This window comes from Nocardia violaceofusca NBRC 14427, assembly GCF_963869435.1.
GTDB classification, from domain to species: Bacteria; Actinomycetota; Actinomycetes; order Mycobacteriales; family Mycobacteriaceae; genus Nocardia; species Nocardia aobensis.
The window spans coordinates 74,154-98,298 of record NZ_CAWMPM010000039.1; the positions used below are offsets into that span (position 1 = coordinate 74,154).

22 protein-coding genes and 1 riboswitch are annotated in these 24,145 nt (G+C 68.2%); of the genes, 10 read left to right on the forward strand and 12 right to left on the reverse strand.

Annotated features, from left to right (window positions below; all coding sequences use genetic code 11):
* Positions 1-21 precede the first annotated feature (21 nt).
* Positions 22-2,103 carry a phosphate acetyltransferase gene (gene pta / locus AC5592_RS29225; protein ID WP_036506427.1) on the reverse strand — a complete coding sequence of 694 codons (2,082 nt, stop codon included), beginning with the start codon at positions 2,101-2,103 and terminating at the stop codon, positions 22-24.
* Positions 2,104-2,370: 267 nt separating this feature from the next.
* Between pta and AC5592_RS29230 the strand changes: the two genes are divergently transcribed.
* Positions 2,371-3,162, forward strand: coding sequence for an LLM class flavin-dependent oxidoreductase (locus tag AC5592_RS29230; protein WP_063066067.1), 792 nt, complete (start codon positions 2,371-2,373; stop codon positions 3,160-3,162).
* A 51-nt stretch (positions 3,163-3,213) separates the two neighbouring features.
* Positions 3,214-3,723 carry a nitroreductase/quinone reductase family protein gene (locus AC5592_RS29235; protein ID WP_036506431.1) on the forward strand — a complete coding sequence of 170 codons (510 nt, stop codon included), beginning with the start codon at positions 3,214-3,216 and terminating at the stop codon, positions 3,721-3,723.
* A 5-nt stretch (positions 3,724-3,728) separates the two neighbouring features.
* On the opposite strand, the gene AC5592_RS29240 is transcribed toward AC5592_RS29235, so the two are convergent.
* The 3 genes from AC5592_RS29240 to fgd all read right to left on the reverse strand — a co-directional run bounded on the left by AC5592_RS29240 (position 3,729) and on the right by fgd (position 8,326).
* Complete coding sequence (locus AC5592_RS29240) at positions 3,729-6,092, reverse strand: serine/threonine-protein kinase (protein WP_063066068.1); 2,364 nt, start codon at positions 6,090-6,092, stop codon at positions 3,729-3,731.
* 487 nt (positions 6,093-6,579) lie between these two features.
* The gene (locus tag AC5592_RS29245; RefSeq protein WP_198163963.1) at positions 6,580-7,179 is read right to left on the reverse strand and encodes a Uma2 family endonuclease; all 600 of its coding nucleotides are present in this window, start codon (positions 7,177-7,179) and stop codon (positions 6,580-6,582) included.
* A 139-nt stretch (positions 7,180-7,318) separates the two neighbouring features.
* Entirely contained in the window at positions 7,319-8,326 is a 1,008-nt protein-coding gene (gene fgd, locus AC5592_RS29250) for a glucose-6-phosphate dehydrogenase (coenzyme-F420) (protein WP_063066069.1), read from the reverse strand.
* Positions 8,327-8,601: 275 nt separating this feature from the next.
* Between fgd and AC5592_RS29255 the strand changes: the two genes are divergently transcribed.
* Positions 8,602-9,360 carry an HAD-IIA family hydrolase gene (locus tag AC5592_RS29255; protein WP_051043370.1) on the forward strand — a complete coding sequence of 253 codons (759 nt, stop codon included), beginning with the start codon at positions 8,602-8,604 and terminating at the stop codon, positions 9,358-9,360.
* A gap of 65 nt (positions 9,361-9,425) precedes the next feature.
* Here the strand turns inward: AC5592_RS29255 and AC5592_RS29260 are convergent, their stop codons facing one another.
* The 5 genes from AC5592_RS29260 to AC5592_RS29280 form a co-directional block, all read right to left on the reverse strand.
* Positions 9,426-9,893 (reverse strand): MarR family winged helix-turn-helix transcriptional regulator, encoded by a 468-nt coding sequence (locus tag AC5592_RS29260; protein ID WP_036506436.1) that lies wholly within the window; start codon positions 9,891-9,893, stop codon positions 9,426-9,428.
* Positions 9,890-10,516, reverse strand: a complete 627-nt coding sequence (locus AC5592_RS29265) for a type 1 glutamine amidotransferase family protein (protein WP_063066070.1) — start codon at positions 10,514-10,516, stop codon at positions 9,890-9,892. The genes AC5592_RS29260 and AC5592_RS29265 overlap by 4 nt, the downstream gene beginning before the upstream one ends.
* 47 nt (positions 10,517-10,563) lie before the next feature.
* Complete coding sequence (locus AC5592_RS29270; RefSeq protein WP_063066071.1) at positions 10,564-11,778, reverse strand: O-succinylhomoserine sulfhydrylase; 1,215 nt, start codon at positions 11,776-11,778, stop codon at positions 10,564-10,566.
* A gap of 40 nt (positions 11,779-11,818) precedes the next feature.
* Positions 11,819-12,241 carry a rhodanese-like domain-containing protein gene (locus tag AC5592_RS29275; protein ID WP_036506441.1) on the reverse strand — a complete coding sequence of 141 codons (423 nt, stop codon included), beginning with the start codon at positions 12,239-12,241 and terminating at the stop codon, positions 11,819-11,821.
* A gap of 18 nt (positions 12,242-12,259) precedes the next feature.
* Positions 12,260-12,373: riboswitch (SAM riboswitch) on the reverse strand.
* A 54-nt stretch (positions 12,374-12,427) separates the two neighbouring features.
* The gene (locus AC5592_RS29280) at positions 12,428-12,898 is read right to left on the reverse strand and encodes an Rv0361 family membrane protein (protein ID WP_036506443.1); all 471 of its coding nucleotides are present in this window, start codon (positions 12,896-12,898) and stop codon (positions 12,428-12,430) included.
* A gap of 262 nt (positions 12,899-13,160) precedes the next feature.
* On the opposite strand from AC5592_RS29280, the gene AC5592_RS29285 reads away from it, so the two are divergent.
* From AC5592_RS29285 to AC5592_RS29305, 5 genes are all read left to right on the forward strand, one after another.
* Complete coding sequence (locus tag AC5592_RS29285) at positions 13,161-14,564, forward strand: FAD-dependent oxidoreductase (protein ID WP_063066072.1); 1,404 nt, start codon at positions 13,161-13,163, stop codon at positions 14,562-14,564.
* 49 nt (positions 14,565-14,613) lie between these two features.
* Entirely contained in the window at positions 14,614-15,516 is a 903-nt protein-coding gene (locus AC5592_RS29290) for an amidohydrolase family protein (RefSeq protein ID WP_036506445.1), read from the forward strand.
* 110 nt (positions 15,517-15,626) lie between these two features.
* The gene (locus tag AC5592_RS29295) at positions 15,627-16,727 is read left to right on the forward strand and encodes a CaiB/BaiF CoA transferase family protein (RefSeq protein WP_063066073.1); all 1,101 of its coding nucleotides are present in this window, start codon (positions 15,627-15,629) and stop codon (positions 16,725-16,727) included.
* Between the two features lie 219 nt (positions 16,728-16,946).
* Positions 16,947-19,559, forward strand: coding sequence for a LuxR C-terminal-related transcriptional regulator (locus tag AC5592_RS29300; protein WP_036506450.1), 2,613 nt, complete (start codon positions 16,947-16,949; stop codon positions 19,557-19,559).
* A gap of 70 nt (positions 19,560-19,629) precedes the next feature.
* Complete coding sequence (locus AC5592_RS29305; RefSeq protein ID WP_157122301.1) at positions 19,630-20,091, forward strand: hypothetical protein; 462 nt, start codon at positions 19,630-19,632, stop codon at positions 20,089-20,091.
* A gap of 7 nt (positions 20,092-20,098) precedes the next feature.
* Here the strand turns inward: AC5592_RS29305 and AC5592_RS29310 are convergent, their stop codons facing one another.
* A complete protein-coding gene (locus AC5592_RS29310) occupies positions 20,099-20,653 on the reverse strand; it encodes a CGNR zinc finger domain-containing protein (protein WP_063066074.1) in 555 nt (184 codons plus the stop codon).
* 95 nt (positions 20,654-20,748) lie between these two features.
* Between AC5592_RS29310 and AC5592_RS29315 the strand changes: the two genes are divergently transcribed.
* Positions 20,749-21,615, forward strand: coding sequence for an alpha/beta fold hydrolase (locus AC5592_RS29315; RefSeq protein WP_232329600.1), 867 nt, complete (start codon positions 20,749-20,751; stop codon positions 21,613-21,615).
* Positions 21,616-21,626: 11 nt separating this feature from the next.
* Here the strand turns inward: AC5592_RS29315 and AC5592_RS29320 are convergent, their stop codons facing one another.
* The gene (locus tag AC5592_RS29320; protein WP_063066076.1) at positions 21,627-22,250 is read right to left on the reverse strand and encodes a methylated-DNA--[protein]-cysteine S-methyltransferase; all 624 of its coding nucleotides are present in this window, start codon (positions 22,248-22,250) and stop codon (positions 21,627-21,629) included.
* Positions 22,251-22,333: 83 nt separating this feature from the next.
* The gene (locus tag AC5592_RS29325; protein ID WP_063066077.1) at positions 22,334-22,582 is read right to left on the reverse strand and encodes a hypothetical protein; all 249 of its coding nucleotides are present in this window, start codon (positions 22,580-22,582) and stop codon (positions 22,334-22,336) included.
* 61 nt (positions 22,583-22,643) lie between these two features.
* Here AC5592_RS29325 and yczR point away from each other — a divergent pair, with 61 nt between their 5' ends.
* Positions 22,644-24,134, forward strand: coding sequence for a MocR-like transcription factor YczR (gene yczR / locus AC5592_RS29330; protein WP_063066078.1), 1,491 nt, complete (start codon positions 22,644-22,646; stop codon positions 24,132-24,134).
* Positions 24,135-24,145: the final 11 nt, after the last annotated feature.

The following is a 24,145-nucleotide window of genomic DNA, read 5'->3' on the forward strand; positions in this document are numbered from 1 at the left end:
GAGCCGCTGCGCGATTGTCGCTCACCGTGCCTCCTGCTTCTGCGCCTGGATCGCCGTGATCGCCACGGTGTTCACGATGTCGGCCACCAGCGCTCCGCGCGACAGATCGTTGACCGGTTTGCGCAATCCCTGCAGCACCGGCCCGATCGCGACCGCGCCCGCACTGCGCTGCACCGCCTTGTAGGTGTTGTTACCGGTGTTGAGGTCCGGGAAGATGAACACCGTCGCGCGCCCGGCGACATCGGAATGCGGCAGTTTGGTGCTCGCGACCGTCGGTTCGATCGCGGCGTCGTACTGGATCGGCCCCTCCACCGGCAGATGCGGTGCCCGCCGATGCACCAGTTCGGTTGCGGCCCTGACCTTGTCGACGTCGGCGCCGGAGCCGGATTCGCCGGTCGAATACGACAGCATCGCCACCCGGGGTTCGATCCCGAACTGCCGCGCGGTGCGGGCGGAGGAGATCGCGATATCGGAAAGCTGTTCGGAGGTCGGATCCGGCACCACCGCGCAGTCGCCGTAGGCCAGCACGCGATCGGCCAGGCACATCAGGAACACACTCGACACCGTCGAGACGCCGGGTTCGGTCTTGATGATCTCGAACGAGGGCCGGATCGTATGCGCGGTGGTGTGCGCGGCGCCGGAGACCATGCCGTCGGCGATGCCCCGATACACCATCATGGTGCCGAAATACGAGATGTCGGCCATGAATTCGCGGGCCCGCTCGACCGTCATCCCCTTGTGCGCGCGCAGCCGCGCGAATTCCTCGGCGAACTCCGCGCGCAGCTCGCTGGTACGCGGATCGAGCACCTGGGCGGCATCGATGTCGACACCGAGTTCGGCCGCGCGGGCGCGCACGGTGGCCTCGTCACCGAGGATGGTCAGCTCCGCGATCTTGCGTTGCAGCACGCGCCCGGCCGCCCGCAGGATGCGATCGTCGTCGCCCTCGGGCAACACGATCCGGCGCGGATCGGCGCGCGCCCGTTCCACCAGCTGATATTCGAACATCTGCGGCGTGACCACCGACGGCACCGGAACTTCGATGAGATTCAACAGCTTCCGGCCGTCCACCCGCTGCTCCATCAGCGCCAAGGCGGTGTCGATCTTGCGCATACTGCTGAGCGAGACCCGCCCGCGGGTGTGCGCGGCGGCGCTGGCGGTGTCGAACGTGCCCAATTGCGTGGTGAGGATGGGCAGTTTCGGCTTGAGGCCCGCCATCAGGCGCGCGATCGCCGGATCCGGCAACATGCCGCCGTTCATGATGATGCCCGACAACGACGGAAATCCCTCCGCCTCGTGCGCGTTCACCAGCGACAGCAGGACGTCGGAACGGTCGCCCGGCACGATCACCGCGACGCCGTCGCTGAGCCGCTCGAGAATGTGCTCGGCGGTCATCCCGCCGACCATCACCTTCAGCGCCTCGCGCTGCAGCAGCTCCGGATCGCCCGAATAGACGGTGCCGTCGATGGCCTCGCACAGCTCGTTCATGGTCGGCGCGGTGAGCAGCGGCACCTCCGGCATCGTCCACGACGGACAGGGCAGCACACCCATCGCGTCCCGCACGTCTTCGAGCCGCTCGGGATCACAGCGGTTGACGATGATCGCCATCAGCTGGGCGTGCTCGTGTTCGAGTTCCGCTTCGCAGACCCGGGCGACCTGCACGACCTCGTCGGGGCTGCGCCCGGCGCCGCGCAGCACCAGCAGCACCGGCGCGCCGAGGTTGACCGCGATCCGGGCGTTGTAGCGCAGTTCGCTCGGCCCGGCGACATCGGTGTAGTCGCTGCCGACCACCACCACGGCGTCGCAGACCTTGGCGACCTCGTGGAACCGCATCACGATCTCGCTGATCGCGGCGTCGGGATCGGCGTGCACCTGCTCGTAGGTGACCCCGACCGCCTGCTCGTAGTCGATATCGGCGGTGCAGTGTTCGAGCAGCAGCTCGAGAATGTAGTCCCGGCCGTGGTTGGAGCGGGTGATCGGCCGGAAGACGCCCACCCGCGGCGTCGTCGCCGAGAGCATCTGCAACATGCCCAGCGCCACGGTGGATTTGCCGGTGTCACCTTCCAGTGACGCGATGTACACGGTGGACGGTGCGGGTTCGGCCATGGTCCCGAGCTTAGTGAGCGGATATCCGCCGGAGGTCGCACCTACTGCCGGTTGCCGACGAAATCACAGCCGGTCGTATGCGCGGCCGCGGCCGACACCCATCCGTGAGGCGCGGCCGGTGCGGTGTTCGGAGTGACCACAGCTGCCCGGACCGGGCACGACGACCGCGCCGTGACGGCGACCGGACCAGAGGGATGAGCGTTGCGGACATGGGTCTGCGTCTTCCGAGCATTCAACGGCTCACATTTCGTCCGTAATGTCGGCACCATGCGACTCGGCACCTTCCTCCCCACGTCCACCCCCGATCCCCAGCGGCCGATCCTCGGCGATGTCGGCGCCGCGGCGCGGTTCGCCGAGGAGGTCGGCCTCGATTCGGTGTGGTCGACCGACCACCTCGTCGCCAGCGCGCCGATTCTGGAGAGTTCGGTCACGCTGGCGACCGCGGCCGCGGTGACCGAACGAATTCACATCGGCTACGGCGTGCTGCTGCTCGCACTGCGCCCGGCCGCGTGGGCGGCCAAACAGGTGAGCGCACTGCAGTACGTCTCCGGGAATCGGCTCTTGCTGGGCGTCGGCACGGGCAATCCCGCCCACGGCGATATCGGCTGGCGCGCGGCCGGGTTGCCGTTCGCCGACCGGGGCCGGCGCACCGACGAGAATCTGCGCGTGCTGCCCGATCTGATCGCCGGCCGCCCCGCCGTGCTGCCGGACGGCACCGAGGTCACGCTCGCCCCCGGCGCGACGGTTCCGCCGATTCTGGTGGCCGGCGACGGACCGCGCGCCCGGCGCCGCGCGGCCGAATTCGCCGACGGCTGGCTCGCGATCGGCCTCGCCCCACAGGAAGTGGTCACCGCCACAAAGGAATTGACCGAATCCGCCGCCACGTTCGGGCGCAGCACACCCACCGTCTCCGTCGTCACGCCGCTTCCCGCCGACCTCGGCGAGGCCCGGGAACTGTTCGACGCCTACGCCGAGGCGGGCGTCGACCACCTGCTCACCGCACCGCGTGACGGTGACTGGCGCAAGGGATACGAATTCGTGGCCGCGGTCCGGCGGTAAACGCGCTCACCCGCCCGCGCGACCCCGGCCCGAGCCCTAGGATCACTGTCCATGACGGCACAGTTTCCGGATCGGCAGTGGGGTTCGCGGACCGGTCTGCTCGGGCGAACCGCGAGCGCGTTCGCCGCGACGAAATTCGGTTCGCTCGTGGTGCGCACCCTCACGCCGCTGGATCGGAAAGTGTTGCAGCGCACCGGTGCTCGCTACACCGTGCTCGGCCCGATCGGCGCCCCGATCGTCCTGCTCACCACCATCGGCCGCACCTCCGGGCAGCCGCGCACCTCACCGCTGCTGTACGTCCACGACGGCGACACGCTGTACGTGATCGGCAGCAACTTCGGTCAGGCCCGCCATCCTGCCTGGACCGCCAACCTGCTGGCACATCCTGAGGCGACGATAACCCTTGCGGGACAGAGCATTCCGGTGCACGCCCAGCTGGTCGAGGATCCGGAGCGTAAGCAACGGATCTTCGACCGGTTCGTGGAGACGACCGAGGCCTATGCCGCCTACCGCAGCCGGACGACGCGTGATCTGCGCATCTTCGCCCTGACCAAGGCGTGAGGGTTTCACACGATCCGGCTGTGGGCCAGATACACCCGGCCGGCGAAGGTACGGATCGGGCTGCTGCCGAAGTCGAGTGACCACACCGGTTGCTGATTCTTCCCGGCCGCGACGACCGTGATCGCGCCCTGACCGCCACGCGCGACGGTGACCACCCTCGTTCCATCGGTGGCCCAGGGCACCTGGTTGTCCGGCAGTACACCGCCCTCGGCCGTGTACGCGTCGAACCAGGCGTAGGCGAGCTTGTATTTGTTCTCGAGATAGTCGGAGCCGGTTTCCGCGGTGGTGTCCCAGCGAATCAGTATCTTGCTGCCGATTCCGGCGACCGACACACCGTGGCTGTAACCGGCTTCCTTCGGCAGTTGCCTGGACCAGAGCATGGATCCGGTCGCGGGATCGAAGGCGGCGAACATGCCGCGGTTCGTCAGCACCGGCAACGCGGGTGCGGTGTCCGGTTCGGAGTAGCGCTTGTCATTGCCGTTCGGCGCCGGATCGTCACCCTGGGTGGCATACGGCTGGCTCGCGACGACCCGCCAGCCGGGACCGGCGCTCGCGCGCTTCGTTCCGTCGAGCGCGAAGAAGTCCGCACCAACCGCGAATCCGCCGGAGTAAGCCAGCCAGTCCGGAGCCCACACGCTATGAGGCTGAACATGGTCCGGAGCCACCTGATACACGACCTTGCCGGTTTCGATATTGCGCAATTCGAAGCCGGCCTTCGAGAACGGATCATCGGACACGGGGTTCTTCTGCAGTGACAGCACACCGCTCCCGTGGACCAGACCCGCTTGGATGCCGTCGGCCCGCCAGCGCACGGTGCCGGTGACGTCCGCGGCGAGGACCGAACCCGTCGCGGCACCTTTGCGCTCCGGTTCGAATGTGGCGAACGTTTCTCCCGCGGAGACGATTTCGGTGGCGGCCGGCAAACGACCGGAGATCACACCCGTCTGCGTATCGATGAGCAGCGTCGCGTAGGAATCCGAATTCACGTCCCGGGTCCCGGCGGCACTGTCCCCGGACTCCGTACGGCAGCCCGCGTAGCGGCCCGAGGCCGTGAACACGCACTCGGCGTAGGAGATGTACCCCACACCGACGCTGTGCAACAGCGCCCCCGACTCCACATCGACGATGTCGAGTGTCTTGGTGCCGTTGTAGAACACCACCTTGTCCGTGCCGCCGATCGGGAGCGCCCACCCGTCGGCCGACCACCGCTTCCCGGTGGGTTCGGCACTGAGATCCGGGCTCTGCGGAGTTACCGAGATCCGGGCCAGCGCCCGGGCCGCATCGGTCGGTCCGACCTCGTCCGGCCCGCTCGCGTGCAGCACGAATGCCGTCACCACCGCAACGACGGCAACCACGGCCGCTACCGTGCCCACCGCCGCCCACATCGTCCGCGGCCCACCGCCACTGCCGCGCTGCGATGGCGGCAGCGCGGCGCCGGAGACGACGGTCGGGCCCGCGGCGTCCGATCCGTCGAGCGCCGGCACGGGCTGTCCGGCGAGCACGGTCGCGATCGCCGCCTGCGGGTCGTCCGGCGGTTCCGCAGGGGTGGCCCGCAGAGCCGCGCCGAGCGCCGTCGCGAACTCCGAGGACGACGCGAACCGATCCGCCGGCCGCTTCGCCATCGCTCGCGCGAGGACCGCGTCCACGTCCGGATGCAGGTGCGGACGCGCCGTCCGCACGCTCGGTGGCGTGGCCGTGGCGTGCCGGGTGACGACCACGACGGGATTGGCGTCCGCGAACGGCGCGTCACCGGTGAGCACGTGAAAGATGGTGCAGGCCAGCGAATACTGATCACTGCGCCCGTCCAGCCGTTGCGCGCTCAACTGTTCCGGCGACGCGTAGTTCAGGGTGCCGATCATGACCCCGGTTCCGGTCAGATCGGAGGCGCCCGCGGCGTGACGGGCGATGCCGAAATCGGTGAGCAGAACGTCACCGTCCCGGCTCAGCAGGATGTTCGCCGGTTTCACGTCCCGGTGCACCAAACCCTGCGCATTCGCGCGGTCCAGTGCTCCCGCGACGGTTTCCGCGATCCGGATCACCTCGTCGATGCCGAACGGTCCGGTCGCGGCCAGTCGCCGGGCGAGATCGACGCCGTCGACCAGTTCCATCGCGATCCACAGCCGGCCCTCGTACTCGCCGCGGTCGTACACCTTCACGATCGCCGGATGCGACAGACTCGCCGCCAGATCGGCCTCGCGCTCGAACCGCGCCCGGTATTCCGGATCGGCCGCAAACTGCGCCGGTAGTACCTTCACCGCGTCCGACCGCGGTAACCGCGGGTGCCGGGCGACGTAGACCTCACCCATTCCACCGGCGCCGAGCACCCGTTCGATCCGGTAGCCGGCGAACAACTCCCCCGAATACAGCATTACTCCTCCTCGCCGTCAGCACCCTACCGAGTCGGCCCTGCCTGCGAGGGACGGACGGGCCCGGCGGAATGGGTCCACGGGAAGGCTCGGAGCGCTCGCAGTCTCCGATGGTCCAACCGCCGGAGCGCAATATTGCTGCGTTCCAAGAATTTACGCGGCGAGTCCGACTCGCCTGCTGAGTTCCTTCACACTGCCGCCGACTGGTCACTACTGATCGTGCCCAATTCGGCCCATCTGCGCGGCCGCGTCCCGAACGGGACGGCGCCTATGCGCCCGACGACGGCCACCGCGCGAACCCCCTGGCGGAGCAATCATGAAAACTACTTTGCCGCAACGCCTTCCACGTGCAGCAGCGACACCGACACCGGACTGGTCCGCGTGTACCACGCAGCTGAACAGACTGCTCGCCGCCCTGCGGGCCTGGCAGCCGCGCGCAGTGCCGCCCGCACCTCCCACCGAGCAGGAATGGCGGTGTTCGCGGCGACCGTTACGGCTGGGTGGCCCGACCGAGATCCAGATCGATGTCGAACGGAACGGTGACGTGGAGACGATCGTGGTGTATCCCCGTGGGGGTGTACTTCCCGGTCGCCGGGTCGAGTTCGTACACGTAGACGACCGCGCGACCATCGACATTCTCCACACGCCAGAAGTGTGGAATACCGGCCTCGGCGTACAACTGCGGCTTTCGCTTGCGGTCACGTTCGACCGAGTCGGGGGAAACGACTTCCACGACAAGGGTGACGTCGGATGGCTTGTAGGCCGTTTCCTCGAGATTCGTCGAGGCGGCCGCATCGACAACCATCACGTCGGGTTCCGGCCGTTGCCGACTCCCCAAGGTGACAGTCATCTCCCGTAGCACGACCAGATGTTTCGGCGCTCTGCGCTTCAGCTCCCCGCGGAGGAAGTCCACAACACACATGTGAAACAACTTCTGCGGCCTCACGAAAACGAGGCTCCCGTCGATCAGTTCGGTATGCGGGGGCAGATCGGGTAGCCGGTCGAGATCTGCGGCGACGTAGCCTTCGGGCGGCGGAATCGGCCAGCCCGGAGACGGCCGGTCGCCCATAGGCATCGCGTCCGCTGTCATCTGGTCCCTCGCTCTGCGCATGCTGATCGACTGACCCGACAAGTATGCCACGCAACCGGCCGTGACCTGTGAATACGCAATCAGTCCTCGATGGTTTCCGCGCCGGGCCGGACGGGTTTCGCCGACCCGGCGCGGCGGCTCAGAGTGCGCGCAGGCGCGGTGCCAGGTCGCGCGCGAACAGGTCCAGGAAGCGGCGCTGGTCGTGGCCGGGGGCGTGGAAGACCAGGTGGTTCAGCCCGGCGTCGACGTAGGGCTTGATCTGCTCGACGGCCTGGTCCGGATCGCTGGCGACGATCCAGCGCTTGGCGATCTGCTCGATCGGCAGCGCGTCCGCGGCGGCCTCCATCTCGATCGGATCGGTGATCGAATGCTTCTGCTCGGCGGTCAGCGACAGCGGCGCCCAGAACCGCGTATTCTCCAGCGCCAGTTCGGGATCGGTGTCGTAGGAGATCTTGATCTCGATCATCCGGTCGATGTCGCCGAGCGTGCGGCCCACCTTCTCCGCACCCTCGGTCACCGCCGGCATCAACTTCTCGGTGTAGAGGTCCATCCCCTTGCCCGAGGTGCAGATGAAACCGTCACCGGCCCGGCCCGCGTACCGGGCGACCACGGGCCCGCCCGCGGCGATGTAGACCGGGATCCCGGCCGGCGGCACGTCGTAGATCGAGGCGCCGACCGTGGTGTAGTACTGACCCTCGAAGTCGACCCGGTCACCGCTCCACAGCGCGCGCATGAGATCGACCGATTCGCGCAGCCGGGCGAAGCGCTCCTTGAACTCCGGCCACTGGCCCTTGTAACCGGTCGCGATCTCGTTGAGCGCCTCCCCGGTGCCCACACCCAGCATGATCCGCTCCGGGTACAGCACCCCGAGAGTCGCGAAGGCCTGCGCGATCACCGCGGGGTTGTAGCGGAAGGTCGGCGTCAGCACCGAGGTGCCGAGCTGGATGCGGGAGGTCCGCTCACCGACCGCGGTCATCCAGGCCAGCGAGAACGGCGCATGACCACCCTTGTGCCGCCAGGGCTGGAAGTGATCGCTGACGGTCGCGCTGTCGAGGCCGTGTTCTTCGACCAGAACGCCGAGCTCGACGAGCTCGCGTGGTCCGAATTGTTCTGCCGACGCCTTGTATCCCAGCTTGAGATCACTCACTGCGCCACTCCTGTTCGCCGTCACGTGCGTGCTTGGGCCGGCTCCCGGGTGGGAGACGACCGCGTCGACCGAGTGCAGCGCTGGACGGGTGTCCCGAAATTCCTGTCCCGAAATTCGACAGCGCGGCAAGCTGCGGTCGCATTCGACCATAACCAGTGCGAATTCTGCGACCGCCGCGCGTACGCACCTACCGGAACGTCACCTCACCCTCGGCAATAGCCCACAATTGGCTCGTGACTGCCGACAGTGAACCGATTCTGTCCTACCTGACCGATATGGACGGCGTGCTGGTGCACGAGGACCACCTCATCCCCGGCGCCGATGCGTTCCTGACGGAGCTGACCGAGCGTGAGATTCCGTACCTGGTCCTGACCAACAACTCCATCCGCACGCCGCGCGATCTCCAGGCCCGCCTGCGCCGGATCGGGCTGGACATCCCGGCCTCCTCGATCTGGACCTCGGCGACCGCCACGGCCACCTTCCTGAACGAGCAGCGTCCCGGCGGCACGGCGTACGTGGTCGGCGAATCGGGGTTGACGACCGCCCTGCACGAGATCGGCTATGTGCTGACCGACAGCGATCCGGATTACGTCGTCCTCGGCGAGACGCGGACCTATTCGTTCGAGGCGATCACCACCGCGATCCGGCTGGTCGAGCGCGGCGCCCGGTTCATCGCCACCAATCCCGACCCGACCGGGCCCTCGCGCGAGGGCGTGCTGCCCGCGACGGGTTCGGTGGCCGCGCTGATCACCCGGGCCACCGGGCGCGACCCGTACTACGTCGGGAAGCCGAATCCGCTGATGATGCGCTCGGCGCTGCGGCAGATCGGCGCGCATTCACAGTCGGCGGTGATGATCGGCGACCGGATGGACACCGATGTGATCGCCGGACTCGAGGCGGGGATGCGCACAGTGCTGGTGACCTCGGGGATTTCCACCCGGGCCTCGGTGGAACAGTTCCCGTACCGGCCGACCGTGGTGATCGATTCGGTGGCCGATCTCGTGGGCCGCACCGGGAATCCGTTCGCGGTCTGAGCGCAAAAGTCCGGCCGGCGCACCGTCCGGACGCCGGCACGGTCGTTCCCCGGCGCCGCAGTCCATCAGTCCGGACTTGTGCCGCGATCCCCGGATTCCAGCGCTTCCAGCGCGGCCGACAGATCGCCCAGCGCGTCCACCACTTCGGCGAACCGCCGCGAACCCAATTGTTGCGCAAGCTGTTTCGCCATGACGGCATGGTGCGGGGTGATCCGGCGGACCGCCGCGTAGCCCGCGTCGGTGATCGCCACCAGCTTCGCGCGGCGATGTGCGGGGTTGGGCCGGTATTCCGCGAAACCCTTGTCCACCAGCAGGTCTGCGATGCGCTGCACGCTCTGGCGGGTGATGCCCATCTCGCGCGCGATGCCCGATACCGGCAGCGGTTCGTGCAGCACCGCGCCCAGCACCTGCCACCAGGCCGCGGTGATCTCCGCCGGTTTCGCCAATTCCTCTGCGATCGTGAGGAATTGGCCGTTCAGCTTGAAGGTCGTGATCGCCGCCGCGGAGAACAGTTCGGCATCACCCCGACTCATGCCGGCTCGACCGCCGCGGCCTGCAGGGCGAAGAACCCGCTCGGATCCCGGTCCGCGTAGAGCCGATACCACGCGTCCAGGACGGCCGGCTCGAACAGGTCCAGCCGCGCGAAGATATGCCGCGCGAAGTCGATCGGCGCGATACCACTCGCGGTGATGAGATCGCCGTCGGTCACGGCCGGTTCGTCCACGAAGTGTTCCGCTCCCGAATATCCGGTCGAGACAAGGTTTTCCGCGGCGTTGCCGGTGTGCGGGCGAGCATCGAGCAGGCCCTGGGTCGCCAGTCCGTAGGTCGCCCCGCAGATCGCCGCGACGGGCACGCCGGCCTTCAGAAAGTCCGCCGCCGCCTGGGCGAACGGCGCGAGTTGCCCGTCCTCCCAGATATCGGCGCCGGGCAGGATTAGCATCGCGCTGTCGCCCGGCGAGAGCTGATCCAGAGTCAGATCGGGAAGCACGCGCAGCCCGCCCATCGAGGTGACCGGCTCGGCGGTGGCGCCGACCGTGCGGATCTGCCAGCTTCCCGGTTCGCGCTGCATCAGTGGGCGATTGATACCGGCCGTGACGTAGCTCGGCTCCCAATCGGCGAAGGTGTCGTACACCGCGATATGAACCGTTTTACTCATGACAGTATGCTGTCATAATTGACAGCATACTGTCAATGGTTTCGGTGTCAGCTCAGCGCCTGCGCCAGATCGCCGAGCAGATCCTCCACATCCTCGAGTCCGATCGAGATACGCAGCACCCCGTCGGTGAGACCGACAGCCGCACGGCCTTCGGGACCCATCGCCCGGTGCGTGGTGGTCGCCGGATGCGTGATCAGGGTCTTCGCGTCGCCGAGGTTGTTGGAGATGTCGACGATGCGCAGCCGGTTCAGCACCTCGAAGGCGCGCTTCTTGCCCTCGCCGGCGCCCGCGGCGAGTTCGAAGGTGACCACGGTGCCGCCGCCGGACATCTGCGAGGTCGCCAGCTCGTGCTGCGGATGCGAGGTGAGGAACGGGTACTTCGTCCAGGCCACGCCCGGATGCCGTTCCAGGAACTCGGCGACGGCCAGCGCGGACTGCGTCGATTGCCGCACCCGCAGCGGCATCGTCTCCAGCCCCTTCAGCAGGGTCCAGGCGTTGAACGGGCTCAGCGCCGGGCCGGTGTGGCGCATCAGATTCTTGACCGGTCCATTGATGTAGTCGCCGGTGCCGAGGATCGCACCGCCGAGCACCCGGCCCTGTCCGTCGATGTGCTTGGTGCCCGAATAGACCACCACATCGGCGCCGAGGTCGAGGCTGCGCTGCAACAGCGGCGTCGCGAACACGTTGTCCAGCACGACCTTCGCACCGGCGGCATGAGCCAGTTCGCTCACCCGCCGCACGTCGACGAGGGTCTGCATCGGATTCGACGGGGTCTCGAAGAACACCGCGGCCGTCGGCTGCGAGAGCGCCCGCTCCCACTGGCCGAGATCCTCACCGTCGACGAAGACGGTTTCCACGCCCCAGCGCGGCAGGATCTCGTTGCACACCACGAAACAGGAACCGAACAGGCTGCGCGCGGCCACCAGCCGATCGCCCTGCCCGAGCAGCGCCGCCAGCGCGGTGAACACCGCGGACATCCCGCTGGCGGTGGCGAAACACGCCTCGGCGCCCTCGAGCAGCCGCATCCGCTCCTCGAACATCGCGACCGTCGGATTGCCGTAGCGGGAATACACGAAATGCTCGATATCGCCGGTGAAGGCCGCTTCGGCCGCCTCCGCGCTCTCGTAGACGAATCCGGACGACAGATACAGCGCCTCGGAGGTCTCCTCGAAACCGGAGCGGCGCAGCCCGCCGCGCACGCCCAGGGTCGCCGGACCCACGCCCTCGGGCAGCGGCCGATCGAATGCACCGCCGGTGATCATGACTGCCTCCACGAAAAGAATTGCCGCACAACAGATCCGCTCACGACTGCCGCCACGGCAGGCCGAGTGCGCGCCAACCCGCGCCACCACGATGCCCCTCGGCATCCAGCGGACCCTCGAAACCCTCGAGCACGTTGTAGGAGGGTGCGAAGCCGGCCGCCGTCGCCGCCGTCGCCGCACCGATCGAACGCTGCCCGGACCGGCACAGGAAGATCACCGGGGCATCGCTGTCGCCCGCGCGATCGGCCAGCACCTGTTTCAACTGCTCCACGAACGCGGGATTGGGCGAGCCGGTGCCGTCGACCCATTCGATGAGGGCGGTCGGCCGCTCGATCGAGGTGGTGTCGGGCACACCGACGAATCGCCATTCGGCCTCGGTGCGCACATCCACCAGCACCGCATCCGGATTGTCGCGCAACAACTCCCACGCCTGCCCAGGCGTGATGTCACCGGCGTAGCTCACTTGTCGAACCTCCTACGGAATCCGCACTTGCCGCGTCCGGTCGGACCGCGGCCAGGTCGTCACCCGGAGCACCCCACCGCGGAGGAGGGTTGCCGACCAGCTAGCCGGGGCTTGCCGCTGGTACTCATGACCTGAACCGAGAATGCCTGGTCACAGGCCCGATTGTCAAACATCGACGGCGACGGCTCAGGGGTTGCCGCACACCAGCCAGGTGCCGTTCTCACGGCCGAAATTCCAGTTCGCCGCGGTCTTGTGCCCGTCGATCTGGCTGGTCACCGAGGCCGTGGCGTGGTCGCCGTCGATGTGCACCGCGTCGACTCCGGCGATCTCCACCTTCTTGCCGACGGAGCCGGCGCCCAGCGGAGACTTCTTCTCGTCGAAGCCCGCGCATTCGGTGGTCTTGCGCCGGTCGGCATCGGAATCGCTTCTCGCCGTGGCGAAGTTGCGCGCCGCGATGGCCACCCGGTCCGGATCTGTGAGATTGTTCTCAGCCGGGCGGGTGACTCCGAGGATCACGACGGCGAGCACCGCGAGAACGGCGATGGCCGCGGCGATCAGGAACGGCGTCGCCGATCGCGTGGTGTCGCGCTGATCGATCGAGGTAGCCGGATCATCGCCCCGGGGGTCGCTCCGGCCGGCCGGATCGCTGTCACTCATGGTGCGATCATCCCCGGTGGGCCGAAGTGTCGAAGATCACGCCCGCATTTTCGCGCGGATACCGGGAATAGCGGCGGTGTGTGCCACCGATAGAATCACCAGAACTCCGGCCACATCCGGTGCACGGATCGGGAGAGCTCCGCGCGGCAACGAGGCAGCATCGGCGGAGCAGTCGGGCAGGGCCCGGCCCGCACGTCAACTTAGCCTAAGCTAAGAAGGACGGCTGACAAGACGAGAGTTTCGACCAAAGGTGCGCGTAGAAATGACCGAACACGCTGGAACGAAGAGCGGCGCGGGCGACCGCCCACTGCGCATCGCGATCGTCGGTGCCGGACCGGCCGGAATCTACGCCGCCGACGCGCTGATGAAGTCCGATGTCGAGGCGAGTATCGACCTCTACGAGCGCATGCCTGCCCCGTTCGGTCTCATCCGCTACGGCGTCGCGCCCGACCACCCGCGCATCAAGGGCATCATCACCGCCCTGCACAAGGTGCTCGACAAGCCGCAGGTGCGCCTGCTCGGCAATATCGACTACGGCAGCGACATCGACCTCGAGGACCTGCGTCGCTTCTACGACGCGGTGATCTTCTCCACCGGCGCCAACGCCGACCGCGCCCTGGGCGTGCCGGGTATCGAGCTCGACGGCAGCTACGGCGCCGCGGACTTCGTGTCCTGGTACGACGGCCACCCGGATGTGCCGCGCACCTGGCCGCTGGACGCGGAGAAGGTCGCCGTCCTGGGCGTGGGCAACGTCGCGCTCGACGTGGCCCGCGTACTCGCCAAGACCGGTGACGAACTGCTGCCGACCGAGATTCCGCCGAACGTCTACGAGGGCCTGCGCAACAACAAGGCGCTCGAGGTCCACGTCTTCGGCCGCCGCGGTCCCGCGCAGGCCAAGTTCACCCCGCTGGAGCTGCGCGAACTCGACCACTCGCCGACCATCGAGGTCATCGTCGATCCGGAGGACATCGACTACGACGAGGGCTCCGAGGCCGCCCGCCGCCACTCCAAGCAGGTCGACATGGTCTGCAACACCCTCGAGCAGTGGGCCATCCGCGATGTCGGCGACCGTCCGCACAAGCTGTTCCTGCACTTCTTCGAGTCCCCGGCCGAACTGATCGGCGAGGACGGCAAGGTTGTCGGCCTGCGCACCGAGCGCACCACCCTGGACGGCACCGGCAACGTCAAGGGCACCGGAACCTATAAGGACTGGGACGTCCAGGCCGTGTACCGCGCCGTCGGCTACCTGTCGCAGAACATCCCGCAGCTGCCGTTCGACGACCAGGCCGGCACCGTGCCCAACGAGGCCGGGCGCGTGCTCGTCGACGAGGGCGCCGACGGCGCCGCCCGCTACCTGCCGCAGACCTACGTCACCGGCTGGATCAAGCGCGGCCCGGTCGGCCTGATCGGCCACACCAAGGGCGATGCCAACGAGACCATCGCCTGCCTGCTCGACGACGCCGCCTCCTTCACCCCGGCCGCCGAACCCGATCCCGAGGCCGTGACGAAGTTCCTCGAGGACAAGGGCATCCCGTTCACCACCTGGGCCGGTTGGTACCGCCTCGACGCCCACGAGCGGTCGCTCGGCGAGCCCGAAGGCCGCGAGCGGGTCAAGGTCGTCGAACGCGAGGACATGCTGCGCGCCAGCGAGCCGCACAAGGTCTGAACACCACACCGGATCCGCATTCGTCACCGACCTGAGGCATGCTGATCACGTGTTCGATTCACACGTTCACATCATCGACCCGCGGTTTCCGCTGGTCGAGAATCAGGGCTACCTGCCGGAGCCGTACACCATCGGCGACTACCGAAAGCGCATGGCGCACTTCGATGTCGACGGTGGTGCGGTGGTGAGTGCGTCCTTCCAGGGCACCGACTCCACGTTCATGATCGCCGCGCTGGCCGAACTCGGGCCGAACTGGGTCGGGGTGATCAATCTGCCCTCGGACGTCACCGACGAGCAGATCATCGAGCTGGACCGGGCCGGAGTGCGGGCGATCCGGTTCAACCTCAAGCGCGCCGCGGTCGACATCGTCACGCTGACCATGCAGGCCGTGCGCGCCTATGAACTGGCCGGATGGCATGTCGAGCTCTACATCGACGGATCGATGCTGGGCTCGCTGGAACCGGTCATCTCCAAACTGCCGGCGCTGAGCATCGACCATATGGGCATGTCCGACGAATGCCTGCCCTATCTGCTGAATCTGGTGGATCGCGGGGCCCGGGTGAAGGCCTCCGGGTTCGGGCGGGTGTCGATGGATGTGGAATCGGCGATGCGGCGGGTGCACGCGGTGAATCCGGGTGCGCTGATGTTCGGTTCCGATCTGCCGGGCAACCGGGCCGGGCGGCCGTTCCGCGATGCCGATATCGAGATCATCGGCCGGGCCGTCGGCGCCGATATGTACCGGGTGCTCGAGGACAACGCCCGTGCCTGCTACCGGCTGCCGGTGAAGGTGCGCTCGGCCGAGGATCCGGTACCGACGCTGCCGATTCCGCGCGCCGAACCGCCGACGCTGCGGCTGCGCCGCTCGGAACTGCCGCAGCCGCCGAATCGCACTCAACCACCGAACCGTAACCAGCCACCGGACCGGACCCGACCGCTGCGGATCATCGAATAGCCGCCTACACCGCACCCGGATGCCGTGCGTCACATCCACCGCTTATTGTCGTAGTGTCAACACCGGCGCGCGCCGCCGGTCGCAGGATCGACGACGAACCGAGGTAGGGCGTGAGCACTTCATCCACCACCACCGGGCAGGGCCCACTCGCGGGCATCAAGGTTCTCGAGCTGGCCGGAATCGGCCCCGGCCCGCATGCGGCACTGCTGCTGGCCGATCTGGGCGCCGATGTGGTGCGCGTGCAGCGTCCCGGGCAGCTGCCGGGATTCATGGAACGGCCGCAGTGGCGGGGACGCACCATCGTCGAGGCGAATCTCAAGGACCCTGCCGATATCGAGAAGGTGCTGGGCCTGATCGACAAGGCCGACGTGCTGCTGGAAGGTTTCCGGCCCGGCGTCACCGAGCGGATGGGCCTGGGCCCGGACGTCACCCTCGAGCGCAACCCGCGCCTGATCTACGGCCGGATGACCGGATGGGGACAGTTCGGCCCGCTGGCCGACCGCGCCGGCCACGACATCAACTACATCTCGCTGACCGGTGTGCTCAATGCCATCGGCCGCAAGGGTGAGCGCCCGGTCCCGCCGCTGAACATGGTCGGCGACTTCGGCGGCGGTTCGATGTTCCTGGTGATGGGTGTGCTCTCCGCACTGGTGGAGCGGTCCATCTCGGGCAAGGGCCAGGTGATCGACGCCGCGATGATCGACGGTGCGCTCTCGCTCTCGCACATGATCTGGGGTATGCGCGGCATGGGTCTGTGGTCGGACGAGCGCGGCACCAACCTGCTCGACACCGGTATGGCCTTCTACGACACCTACGAGACCTCCGACGGTAGATACATGGCCGTCGGCTGCATCGAACCGCAGTTCTACGCCGAATTCCTGAAGGGGCTCGAGATCGACCCCGAAGGCCTGCCGATGCAGCTCGACCCCAACGGCCAGGACCAGCTGCGCAAGCTGTTCACGGAGAAGTTCAAGACCAGGACCCGCGACGAATGGGCCGCGATCTTCGACGGCACCGACGCCTGCTGCACCCCGGTGCTGACCTTCACCGAGGCCATCGAGAACGGCCACATCACCGCCCGCGAATCGCTGGTCGAGATCGACGGCGTGGTCCAGCACGCCCCGGCCCCGCGCTTCTCCCGCACCCAGGCCGGCACCCCCACCCCGCCGCCGTCGGCCGCCACCGCCATCGACGAGGTGTGGGCGAACTGAGTTCACCGCGGGCGCGGGTCCACGCGGATCTGCGCCCGCTCGGCGAGTCGCCGCACCGGGAGCGCGACGACTTCACTCCCCGGCCCGGCCCTGCGGCGCGCCGCATCCACGCTCCCACCGGGCGATCTCACAACCTGTCGGTATACCCGCTGGATCCGGTTGCGGCCGTTCGGTCTTCACCGCATCCCGCCCTGATACGCGAGGCATTACAGTAATTTCATGCCTCGCAACTGGCCGATGATCGAGCGTGGTGGCGAATTGGGGTCGATTCGCGCCGCGTTGACCGGCACCGAATTCGTCGGCGCGATCCTGACCGGCGACGCGGGAGTGGGTAAGACGACCCTGGCGCGGCAGGCGACGGCCGCGGTGGGCGGCAGTGTGCGCTGGGTGGCGGGCACCGAGTCCGCACGCAGTATTCCGCTCGGAGTGTTCGCACATATGGTCGGTGTGTACACCGCGCACGACCCCGTCACGTTCATGGCCGCCGCCCGGGAGGCGCTGCTGGCCGACGGCGACACCATCATCGGCGTCGACGACGCCCACCTGCTGGATCAACTCTCGGCAACGCTGTTGTTGCAGTTGGCTATCGACAAGGCCGCGCGGATCGTCTGCACGGTGCGCAGCGGGGTGCCGGTACCGGATGCGGTGACCTCGCTGTGGAAGGACGGGCATCTGCTGCGGATCGACCTCACGCCGTTCTCCGAACCGCAGAGCGTCGAACTGGTCGAATCCATGCTGGGCGGACAGCTGGAGGGGTTCACCGCCAATCTGATGTGGGAGTCCTCCGGCGGCAACGCCCTGTTCCTGCGGCATCTGGTGGAGGGTGCGCTGGAGGCGGGCACGCTGCGTCAGGTCAACGGGGTGTGGCAGCTGCGCGGGCGGGCGGCGGTGACCTCGGAACTGGCGGCGCTGCTGGAGGATCGCGTCGAACAGCTGCCGGAGTCGGTGCTGCGCGTGCTGGAGTTGCTCACCTTCTGCGAGCCCATCGATCTCGACGTCCTGGCCGAACTGGCCGGTGAGGACGCGGTCGAACACGCCGAAACCCGCGGCGTGATAAGGATCGTCGAGAACGGGCACCAATTGCTGGTGCGCTACAACCACCCGCTGTTCGGTGAGGTGATCCGGCGGCGTCTCGGCATCGCCTCGGCGCGCCGGCTGCGGGGCCGGTTGTATTCGTCGCTGCGGGAACGGCCCATCAAATCCGCCTCCGATCGCATCCGGCTGGCCGAATTGGCCTTGGACAGTGACAAATCCGCGGATCTGGAATTGTTCGAGGCAGCCGCGGCCGACGCGATCGGGCTGGCGAACATCCCGCTCGGTGAGCGGTTCGCGCGGGCGGCCGTGGAGCGTCGCGGCGGGGTCGAGTCCGCGGATCTGCTGGCGCGCGCACTGCTGTGGCAGGGACATCGCATCGAGGCCGAACGCACGCTGGCCAGTTTCGATCCGGACCAGTTGAACGAGGTGCAGCTGGCTCGCTGGGGCAGCACCCGCGTCTCGAATCTGTTGTGGGCCATGGGCGATGCCGATCGCGCCGACGAGGTGCTGTCGCTGGTGCGCAGCCGGGTCCGGCATCCGAAGATCGTGTTGACGTTGCAGGGCTTGGCATCCGCCTGCGAGGTGAACGAGAACCGTTTGGAGGAGGCTTTCACCGACGCCGAGGCGGTGATGTCCACACCGGACGCACCGGCCTGGGCGGTGTGGTGGGCGTCGTTCGGCGGCGGTCTGGCGCTGGCGCTGATGGGTCGCGGTGCGGCCGCGCGTGAATACACCCTGCGCGGCCATCAGGTCGAGGAGCAGGTCGACGGGCCGACGCGATTCATGTCCGCGCACGCGGAAGTGCTGGCGCTGACCTTCACCGGTGAACTGGAGGCCGCACGGCGCTGCGCCTCCGGCTATTTCGGCTATTCGGCGCCGGGACAGTACCTGGCCTGGGGACTGTCGAAGATCCTGCAGGGCACCGTCGACGTGGCGCAGGGCCACTTCCCGGAGGGCGTCGAGAATCTCGAACAGGCGCTCGCGGCGCTGACCGCCGAGGGCGCCGCCGCGTGGATGTTCCCCGCGAGAATCCGTCTGGCCGAGGCATATTCGGCCCTGGGCCGCGCCGCGGAAGCCGCCGAGACGATCGCCGAGGCGCGACTGCGCGGCGGCCGGCACAGCGCGGTCTACGAACCGCAGCTCGAAATCGCGCGCGCATGGCAGGCCGCCGCCGAAGGCACCGTCGCCCCGGCCGTCCGGCTGGCCATCGGAGCCGCCGACGCCGCGGCCCGTTCCCATCAGCATGCGATCGAGGCCATGGCCCTGCACACCGCGGCCCGCTTCGGCGACCGCAATGTCGCCGGTCGGCTCGCCGATATCGCCGCGCGGATCGACGGCGCGCTGGTGCAGGTGCAGGCTCGCCACGCCGTGGCGGTCGCCTCCCAGGACGGGCCCGGATTGGACGCTGCCGCAGCCGAATTCGAGCGGATGGGTGCCCTGCTCTCGGCCGCCGACGCCGCCGCGCAGGCCGCCTCGGTGCACGAGCGGCACGGCGATCGCCGCCGATTGCTCGAATCCGCCGCGGCGGCCAATCGCCTGGCCGCGGCCTGCGGCGGCGCGAGCACGCCGGCGCTTCGGCAATCGGCACAACCACTTCCGCTCACCGCGCGCGAACGCGAAATCGCCAACCTGGTCGCGGCCGGGCTCAGCAACCGGCAGATCGCGGACCGGCTGACCGTCTCGGTGCGGACCGTCGAGGGCCATCTCTATCGGGCCTGTATGAAGCTCGATGTCACCGATCGCGAGGCACTCGCCGATCTGATGCGCGGCGAGCCGCCCCGAGGCAGACAGCGCTGACCATCATGCGGGCGCCCGATCATGGTGAGACGGCACGGATCACAGGATTCGGCACTGCACACCCGGCCTGGTGTCGATTACGATGCTCGCGGCGGCCGTGGTCGCCGCACAGGCAGGCTTGCTGACGAGGGTGGTGCTCGGCGTGATCCGTCGAAATCGGTATCTGATCACGGGTATTCGGGTCGCGATGGCGGCGGTACCGCTCGCGGTGGCCCTCGGATTCGCCGGTACGGCGGCGGCGACCGGCCCGGTTCAGCCCGGTGTCACCACCCCGGATGCCCCGGCGCCCTCCGACGAGCCGGCGGAATTGCGTTCCGCCTCACCACAACACGTACCCACGCCGCAATCCGCGCCCCGGGCCGCGCCCAAGCCGGAGCCGAAGCCGAGCGAACCGCCGGCTCCGCGGGAAGTGCGCGTGGGCGATTTCAGCGCGCCGGTGCCCGATGCCGTCCCGGATGCGGTGGTCGACGGCGTCAACCGAGCCAACGACGGCATTCAAGGCGCGATCAACCCCAACGCCGAACACAAGTAGCTCGCGGTCACCGGTCGGCGCCCTTGTGCCGCTGGTAATAACGGGCGACGCGGGCCCGGTTGCCGCAGCGTTCCGGAGAACACCACTGCCGCCGAGGATGGGCGGGCAGAAACAGCAGGACGCAGTCGTCGGCGGCGCATTGCCGCACGCGAGCGATGGACGGGTCGGCGAGCAGATCCACCGCCGCGTCGGCGAGCGCGGCGGCCACGTGCGTACCCGGCTCCCCGAGGCGCCGCACGGTCGCGGTGAACCCGCCCGCACCCCATTCCAGCGTGCGGATCGCCGGCGCGGCGGCTTGCGCGGCGGTCAGACCGTCCAGCGCGGCCGCCGGCGGGACCCGCTCGGCCAGAAGAGCTTCGAGTATTCGCGCGGTGTGATCGCGGACGGCGTGTACCGCAGCCAGATCGGCCGCGGTCGCGTCGCCGGGTAGCCCGGACAGACGCCCGGCTTGCAGGTCCAGCCAGCGCGTCAGCTGTTCGGGGGTCTGCAGCAGGTCGCCGTCCGCGGGCCGGGTGTTCACCAGGTCCAGGGCCGGCGGTTCTCCGATCAGCGGTTCACTCACCCACTAATGGTATCTCGCCATATTGACGCATTAGGTTCGGCCGGCTAGAACTAATGCATCCCTACGGAGATAAGGCATGTGACATCATGATCGAAGTGACCGAAGTGCGGAATCGGCGCGTCGAAGTGGAGGGCGTCGAAGTCTTCTATCGCGAATCCGTGCCCACTCGCGCGGACGCTCCGGCGCTGCTGCTGTTGCACGGCTTCCCGTCGGGGTCGCACCAGTTCCGGCGTCTCATCGACGTGCTGGGCAGCCGGTATCATCTGATCGCCCCGGACTGTCCCGGCTTCGGGAATACCGTGGCGCCGGCGGATTTCGACTACACCTTCGATCGTCTCGCCGATATCACCGAGGCATTCGTGCGGCAGCTCGACCTGACCCTGTTCGCGATGTACGTCTTCGATTTCGGCGCGCCCGTCGGTTACCGCATCGCCACTCGTCATCCCGAGTGGATCACCGGCCTGGTGGTGCAGAACGGCAACGCCTACGAAGCCGGATTGTCCGCCGGGGCAAGGGATTTCATCGCGCTGCGACCGGAGCAGGAAGGAGCCGACGACATCATCGGCCAACTGCTCACCCTGGACGGCACCCGCGGCCAATACGAGCAGGGGGTCGCGGATACGAGCCGGCTCGCTCCGGAGAGCTGGATGCTGGACCAGAGTTATCTCGACCTACCCGGCCGCACCCGAGCGCAGCTGTCGCTGGCCTACGACTACCACTCGAATGTGGCCCGCTACCCCGAATGGCAGGCCTGGCTGCGCACGTACACCCCGCCGGCGCTCATCGTCTGGGGTGCGAACGACCCCTTCTTCCCAGCCCCCGGCGCCGACGCGTACCTCGCCGATCTACCCGATGCCGAGCTGCACCTGTTCGACACCGGCCATTTCGCCCTGGAAACGCATCTGCGCGAGATCGCCCCGCTCATCGCCGATTTCCTCGATCGGCTGCCCGCCTCGCAATAGCCCGGCGGCGTCTAGAACAGGGTCGGTTCGCCGAATCCCGAGGTGCGCTCGATTTCGAGCAGCCGGGCCTTGGTCACGATGCCGCCCGGCGCGGAGAAGCCGTGCAGTCCGTGGTCGGCCGCCAGCACGCGGTGGCAGGGCACGATCAACGGAATCGGATTGCGGCCCAGGGCTTGTCCGACGGCCTGGGCCGCGCCGGGCGCCCCGGCCCGCGCGGCGACCTCGCCGTAGGTGAGTGTGTGCCCCGGGCCGATGGCGCGCGTGATGTCGTAGACCGCGCGATGGAATTCCGGCTGGGCGCGGTAGTCCACCGGAATCCACCGCAGATCGTCGAGCTCCCCGGTCAGATGCGCGCGAATGGCCCGGATCGCCTCGGCCATCCCGTCCGACGGCTCGACGACGCGCACCCGCTCGGCGGCGATCGCGTCCACACCTCGGCGCAACATGCCGGCCGTGAGGGCACCGGCATCCGAGGCCTGTTCGGAGGCCGAAGGCCGAGCGGTCTCGGGACCGCGGACGACGACTTCCGGCAACTGGAACCGCACGACGCCGTCATCGGTCCACCCCATCGCGCATCGGCCGATGGCGGTATCGAATTCGGTCACCGAGACCGAGGACAGCTTGCCCGCAGACATACCCCACAGTGTGCACCGAGGGTCCGACATCCCCGGCAGTTGCAGTCCAGTACCACTCGACTGGACTGATGCCGCTCCGGCGGTCAAGGCAGCACAGGCGGTCGAGTCGCCGACCGGTCCCGTGCCACACAGGTCTGCCGATCCCGCAGCGCCGCGAGATCTCGGGCCGGATCGCGACACTCCACCTCGCGCAGTGACCAATCCGCCATCGGCGCGTTCGGGCGATACCGCTCGAAGAGTGCGACGACCCGGCGCCCGGATCCGGTGGCATAACGATAGGCGGCCAGAAGAACGACCGCGACGACCAGCAGAGCGGCGAGACCCGAGAACATGAGTCCAGCCTGCCCGCATCTGGACTTGAATCAAATAGCCACTACCCGGATACTGGCCCCTATGGCGATACGCGTGATCAGTGCGGCCACCCTCACCCGCGACCTGGGCCGCTGGCGGCACGACGAATCCGGCGCCGCTCGCCGCGGCGCGCGCCCGGCATATCTGGCGCTCGCGGAGAGTATTCGCCTGCTGATCCACGACGGCCGGGCCCCACTGGGGATCGCCCTGCCGAGCGAACGCGATCTGGCGACCGCGCTGGGCGTCAGCCGTACCACGGTCACCTCCGCGTACGCGCTGCTGCGCGAGCATGGTTATCTGATCAGCCGGCAGGGCTCGCGCAGCACAGTGGCCCTGCCCTCCGACGTCGCACACGACGGCACCAAACCGGCCCGCAGCATTCTGGCGGTGATGTCGCCGACGGCACAGCCCACCATCGACCTCACCTACGCCGCGATGTCGGCGCCCCCGCAGATGAACGACGCGTATTCCGCCGCGCTGCAAGGACTTCCGATCTACCTGGGCACTCACGGTATGGATCCGGTGGGCGTACTGCCGCTACGGGAGATGCTCGCGCGCCGCTACACCGAACGCGGCCTGCCCACCGAACCGGACCAGATTCTGGTGACTCTCGGTGCGCAGCACGGACTTCGGCTGTTGCTCAACGTGCTCACCGCACCCGCCGAACGCGTCCTGATAGACCACCCGACCTATCCCAATGCGATCGAGGCGATCCGCGACGTCGGCGCCCGGCCGGTCCCGGTGCCGCTGCGCCCCGAACAACCGGAGGCCGCCTGGGATCTCGACGGAATCCGCAGCGCCGCACGGCAAACCGCCGCCAGTACCGCCTACCTGGTACCGGACTTCAACAATCCGACCGGCCTGCTGATGAGCGCCGACGCCCGCGCGGAACTGGCCGCGATCGCCCGCGAGACCCGCATGACGGTGATCGTCGACGAGTCCATGGTCGACCAGCAGCTCGACGGCGAAACACCCCCTCCGGCAGCCGCTTTCGCGCGCGGATCGGAAATCGTGACGATCGGATCGGCGTCCAAGTCGTTCTGGGGCGGCCTGCGCGTCGGCTGGATCCGGGCCAACCAATCGCTCATCGCGAAACTGCTCGGCACCCGGTCCACGGTGGACCTCGGCACGCCGGTGATGGATCAGCTGGCCACCGGCTATCTGCTCGACCATGCGGACGTGATCCTCGAACAACGCCGCGAACAGCTGCACAGCCGTCGCGCCGCCCTGCTCGAGGCCCTGGCCGAGGAACTGCCCGACTGGCAGGTGAGTCCCGGCCGCGGTGGTATGTCGATCTGGGTGCAACTACCGGCTCCCGTCTCGACCGCCCTCGCCGCCACCGCGCCCAATCACGGTGTGCTGCTCGCCGCCGGGCCCCGCTTCGGAGTCCAGGGCGCGTTCGAACGGTTTCTGCGAATCCCGTTCACCCACACCGAATCCGATCTGCGGGTGGCGGTGAAGTCGATCGCGGCGACCTACGCGTCGCTGACCCCGCACGCCACCGAACCGTTGGCGCCGCTCACCTGCTACTGAGCCCGAACGTT

What these genes read in the sequence shown, in the direction of transcription:
- AC5592_RS29240 (WP_063066068.1), bottom strand. Translation starts at nt 6,092, where the DNA reads ATGCTGTATTCGGGGGAGTTGTTCGCCGGCTACCGGATCGAACGGGTG.
- AC5592_RS29255 (WP_051043370.1), top strand. Translation starts at nt 8,602, where the DNA reads ATGGACGGCGTGCTGGTGCACGAGGACCACCTCATCCCCGGCGCCGAT.
- AC5592_RS29265 (WP_063066070.1), bottom strand. Translation starts at nt 10,516, where the DNA reads ATGAGTAAAACGGTTCATATCGCGGTGTACGACACCTTCGCCGATTGG.
- AC5592_RS29245 (WP_198163963.1), bottom strand. Translation starts at nt 7,179, where the DNA reads ATGACAGCGGACGCGATGCCTATGGGCGACCGGCCGTCTCCGGGCTGG.
- AC5592_RS29230 (WP_063066067.1), top strand. Translation starts at nt 2,371, where the DNA reads ATGCGACTCGGCACCTTCCTCCCCACGTCCACCCCCGATCCCCAGCGG.
- AC5592_RS29325 (WP_063066077.1), bottom strand. Translation starts at nt 22,582, where the DNA reads ATGTTCTCGGGTCTCGCCGCTCTGCTGGTCGTCGCGGTCGTTCTTCTG.
- yczR (WP_063066078.1), top strand. Translation starts at nt 22,644, where the DNA reads ATGGCGATACGCGTGATCAGTGCGGCCACCCTCACCCGCGACCTGGGC.
- AC5592_RS29300 (WP_036506450.1), top strand. Translation starts at nt 16,947, where the DNA reads ATGCCTCGCAACTGGCCGATGATCGAGCGTGGTGGCGAATTGGGGTCG.
- AC5592_RS29270 (WP_063066071.1), bottom strand. Translation starts at nt 11,778, where the DNA reads ATGATCACCGGCGGTGCATTCGATCGGCCGCTGCCCGAGGGCGTGGGT.
- AC5592_RS29280 (WP_036506443.1), bottom strand. Translation starts at nt 12,898, where the DNA reads ATGAGTGACAGCGATCCGGCCGGCCGGAGCGACCCCCGGGGCGATGAT.
- AC5592_RS29320 (WP_063066076.1), bottom strand. Translation starts at nt 22,250, where the DNA reads ATGTCTGCGGGCAAGCTGTCCTCGGTCTCGGTGACCGAATTCGATACC.
- pta (WP_036506427.1), bottom strand. Translation starts at nt 2,103, where the DNA reads ATGGCCGAACCCGCACCGTCCACCGTGTACATCGCGTCACTGGAAGGT.
- AC5592_RS29285 (WP_063066072.1), top strand. Translation starts at nt 13,161, where the DNA reads ATGACCGAACACGCTGGAACGAAGAGCGGCGCGGGCGACCGCCCACTG.
- AC5592_RS29260 (WP_036506436.1), bottom strand. Translation starts at nt 9,893, where the DNA reads ATGAGTCGGGGTGATGCCGAACTGTTCTCCGCGGCGGCGATCACGACC.
- AC5592_RS29235 (WP_036506431.1), top strand. Translation starts at nt 3,214, where the DNA reads ATGACGGCACAGTTTCCGGATCGGCAGTGGGGTTCGCGGACCGGTCTG.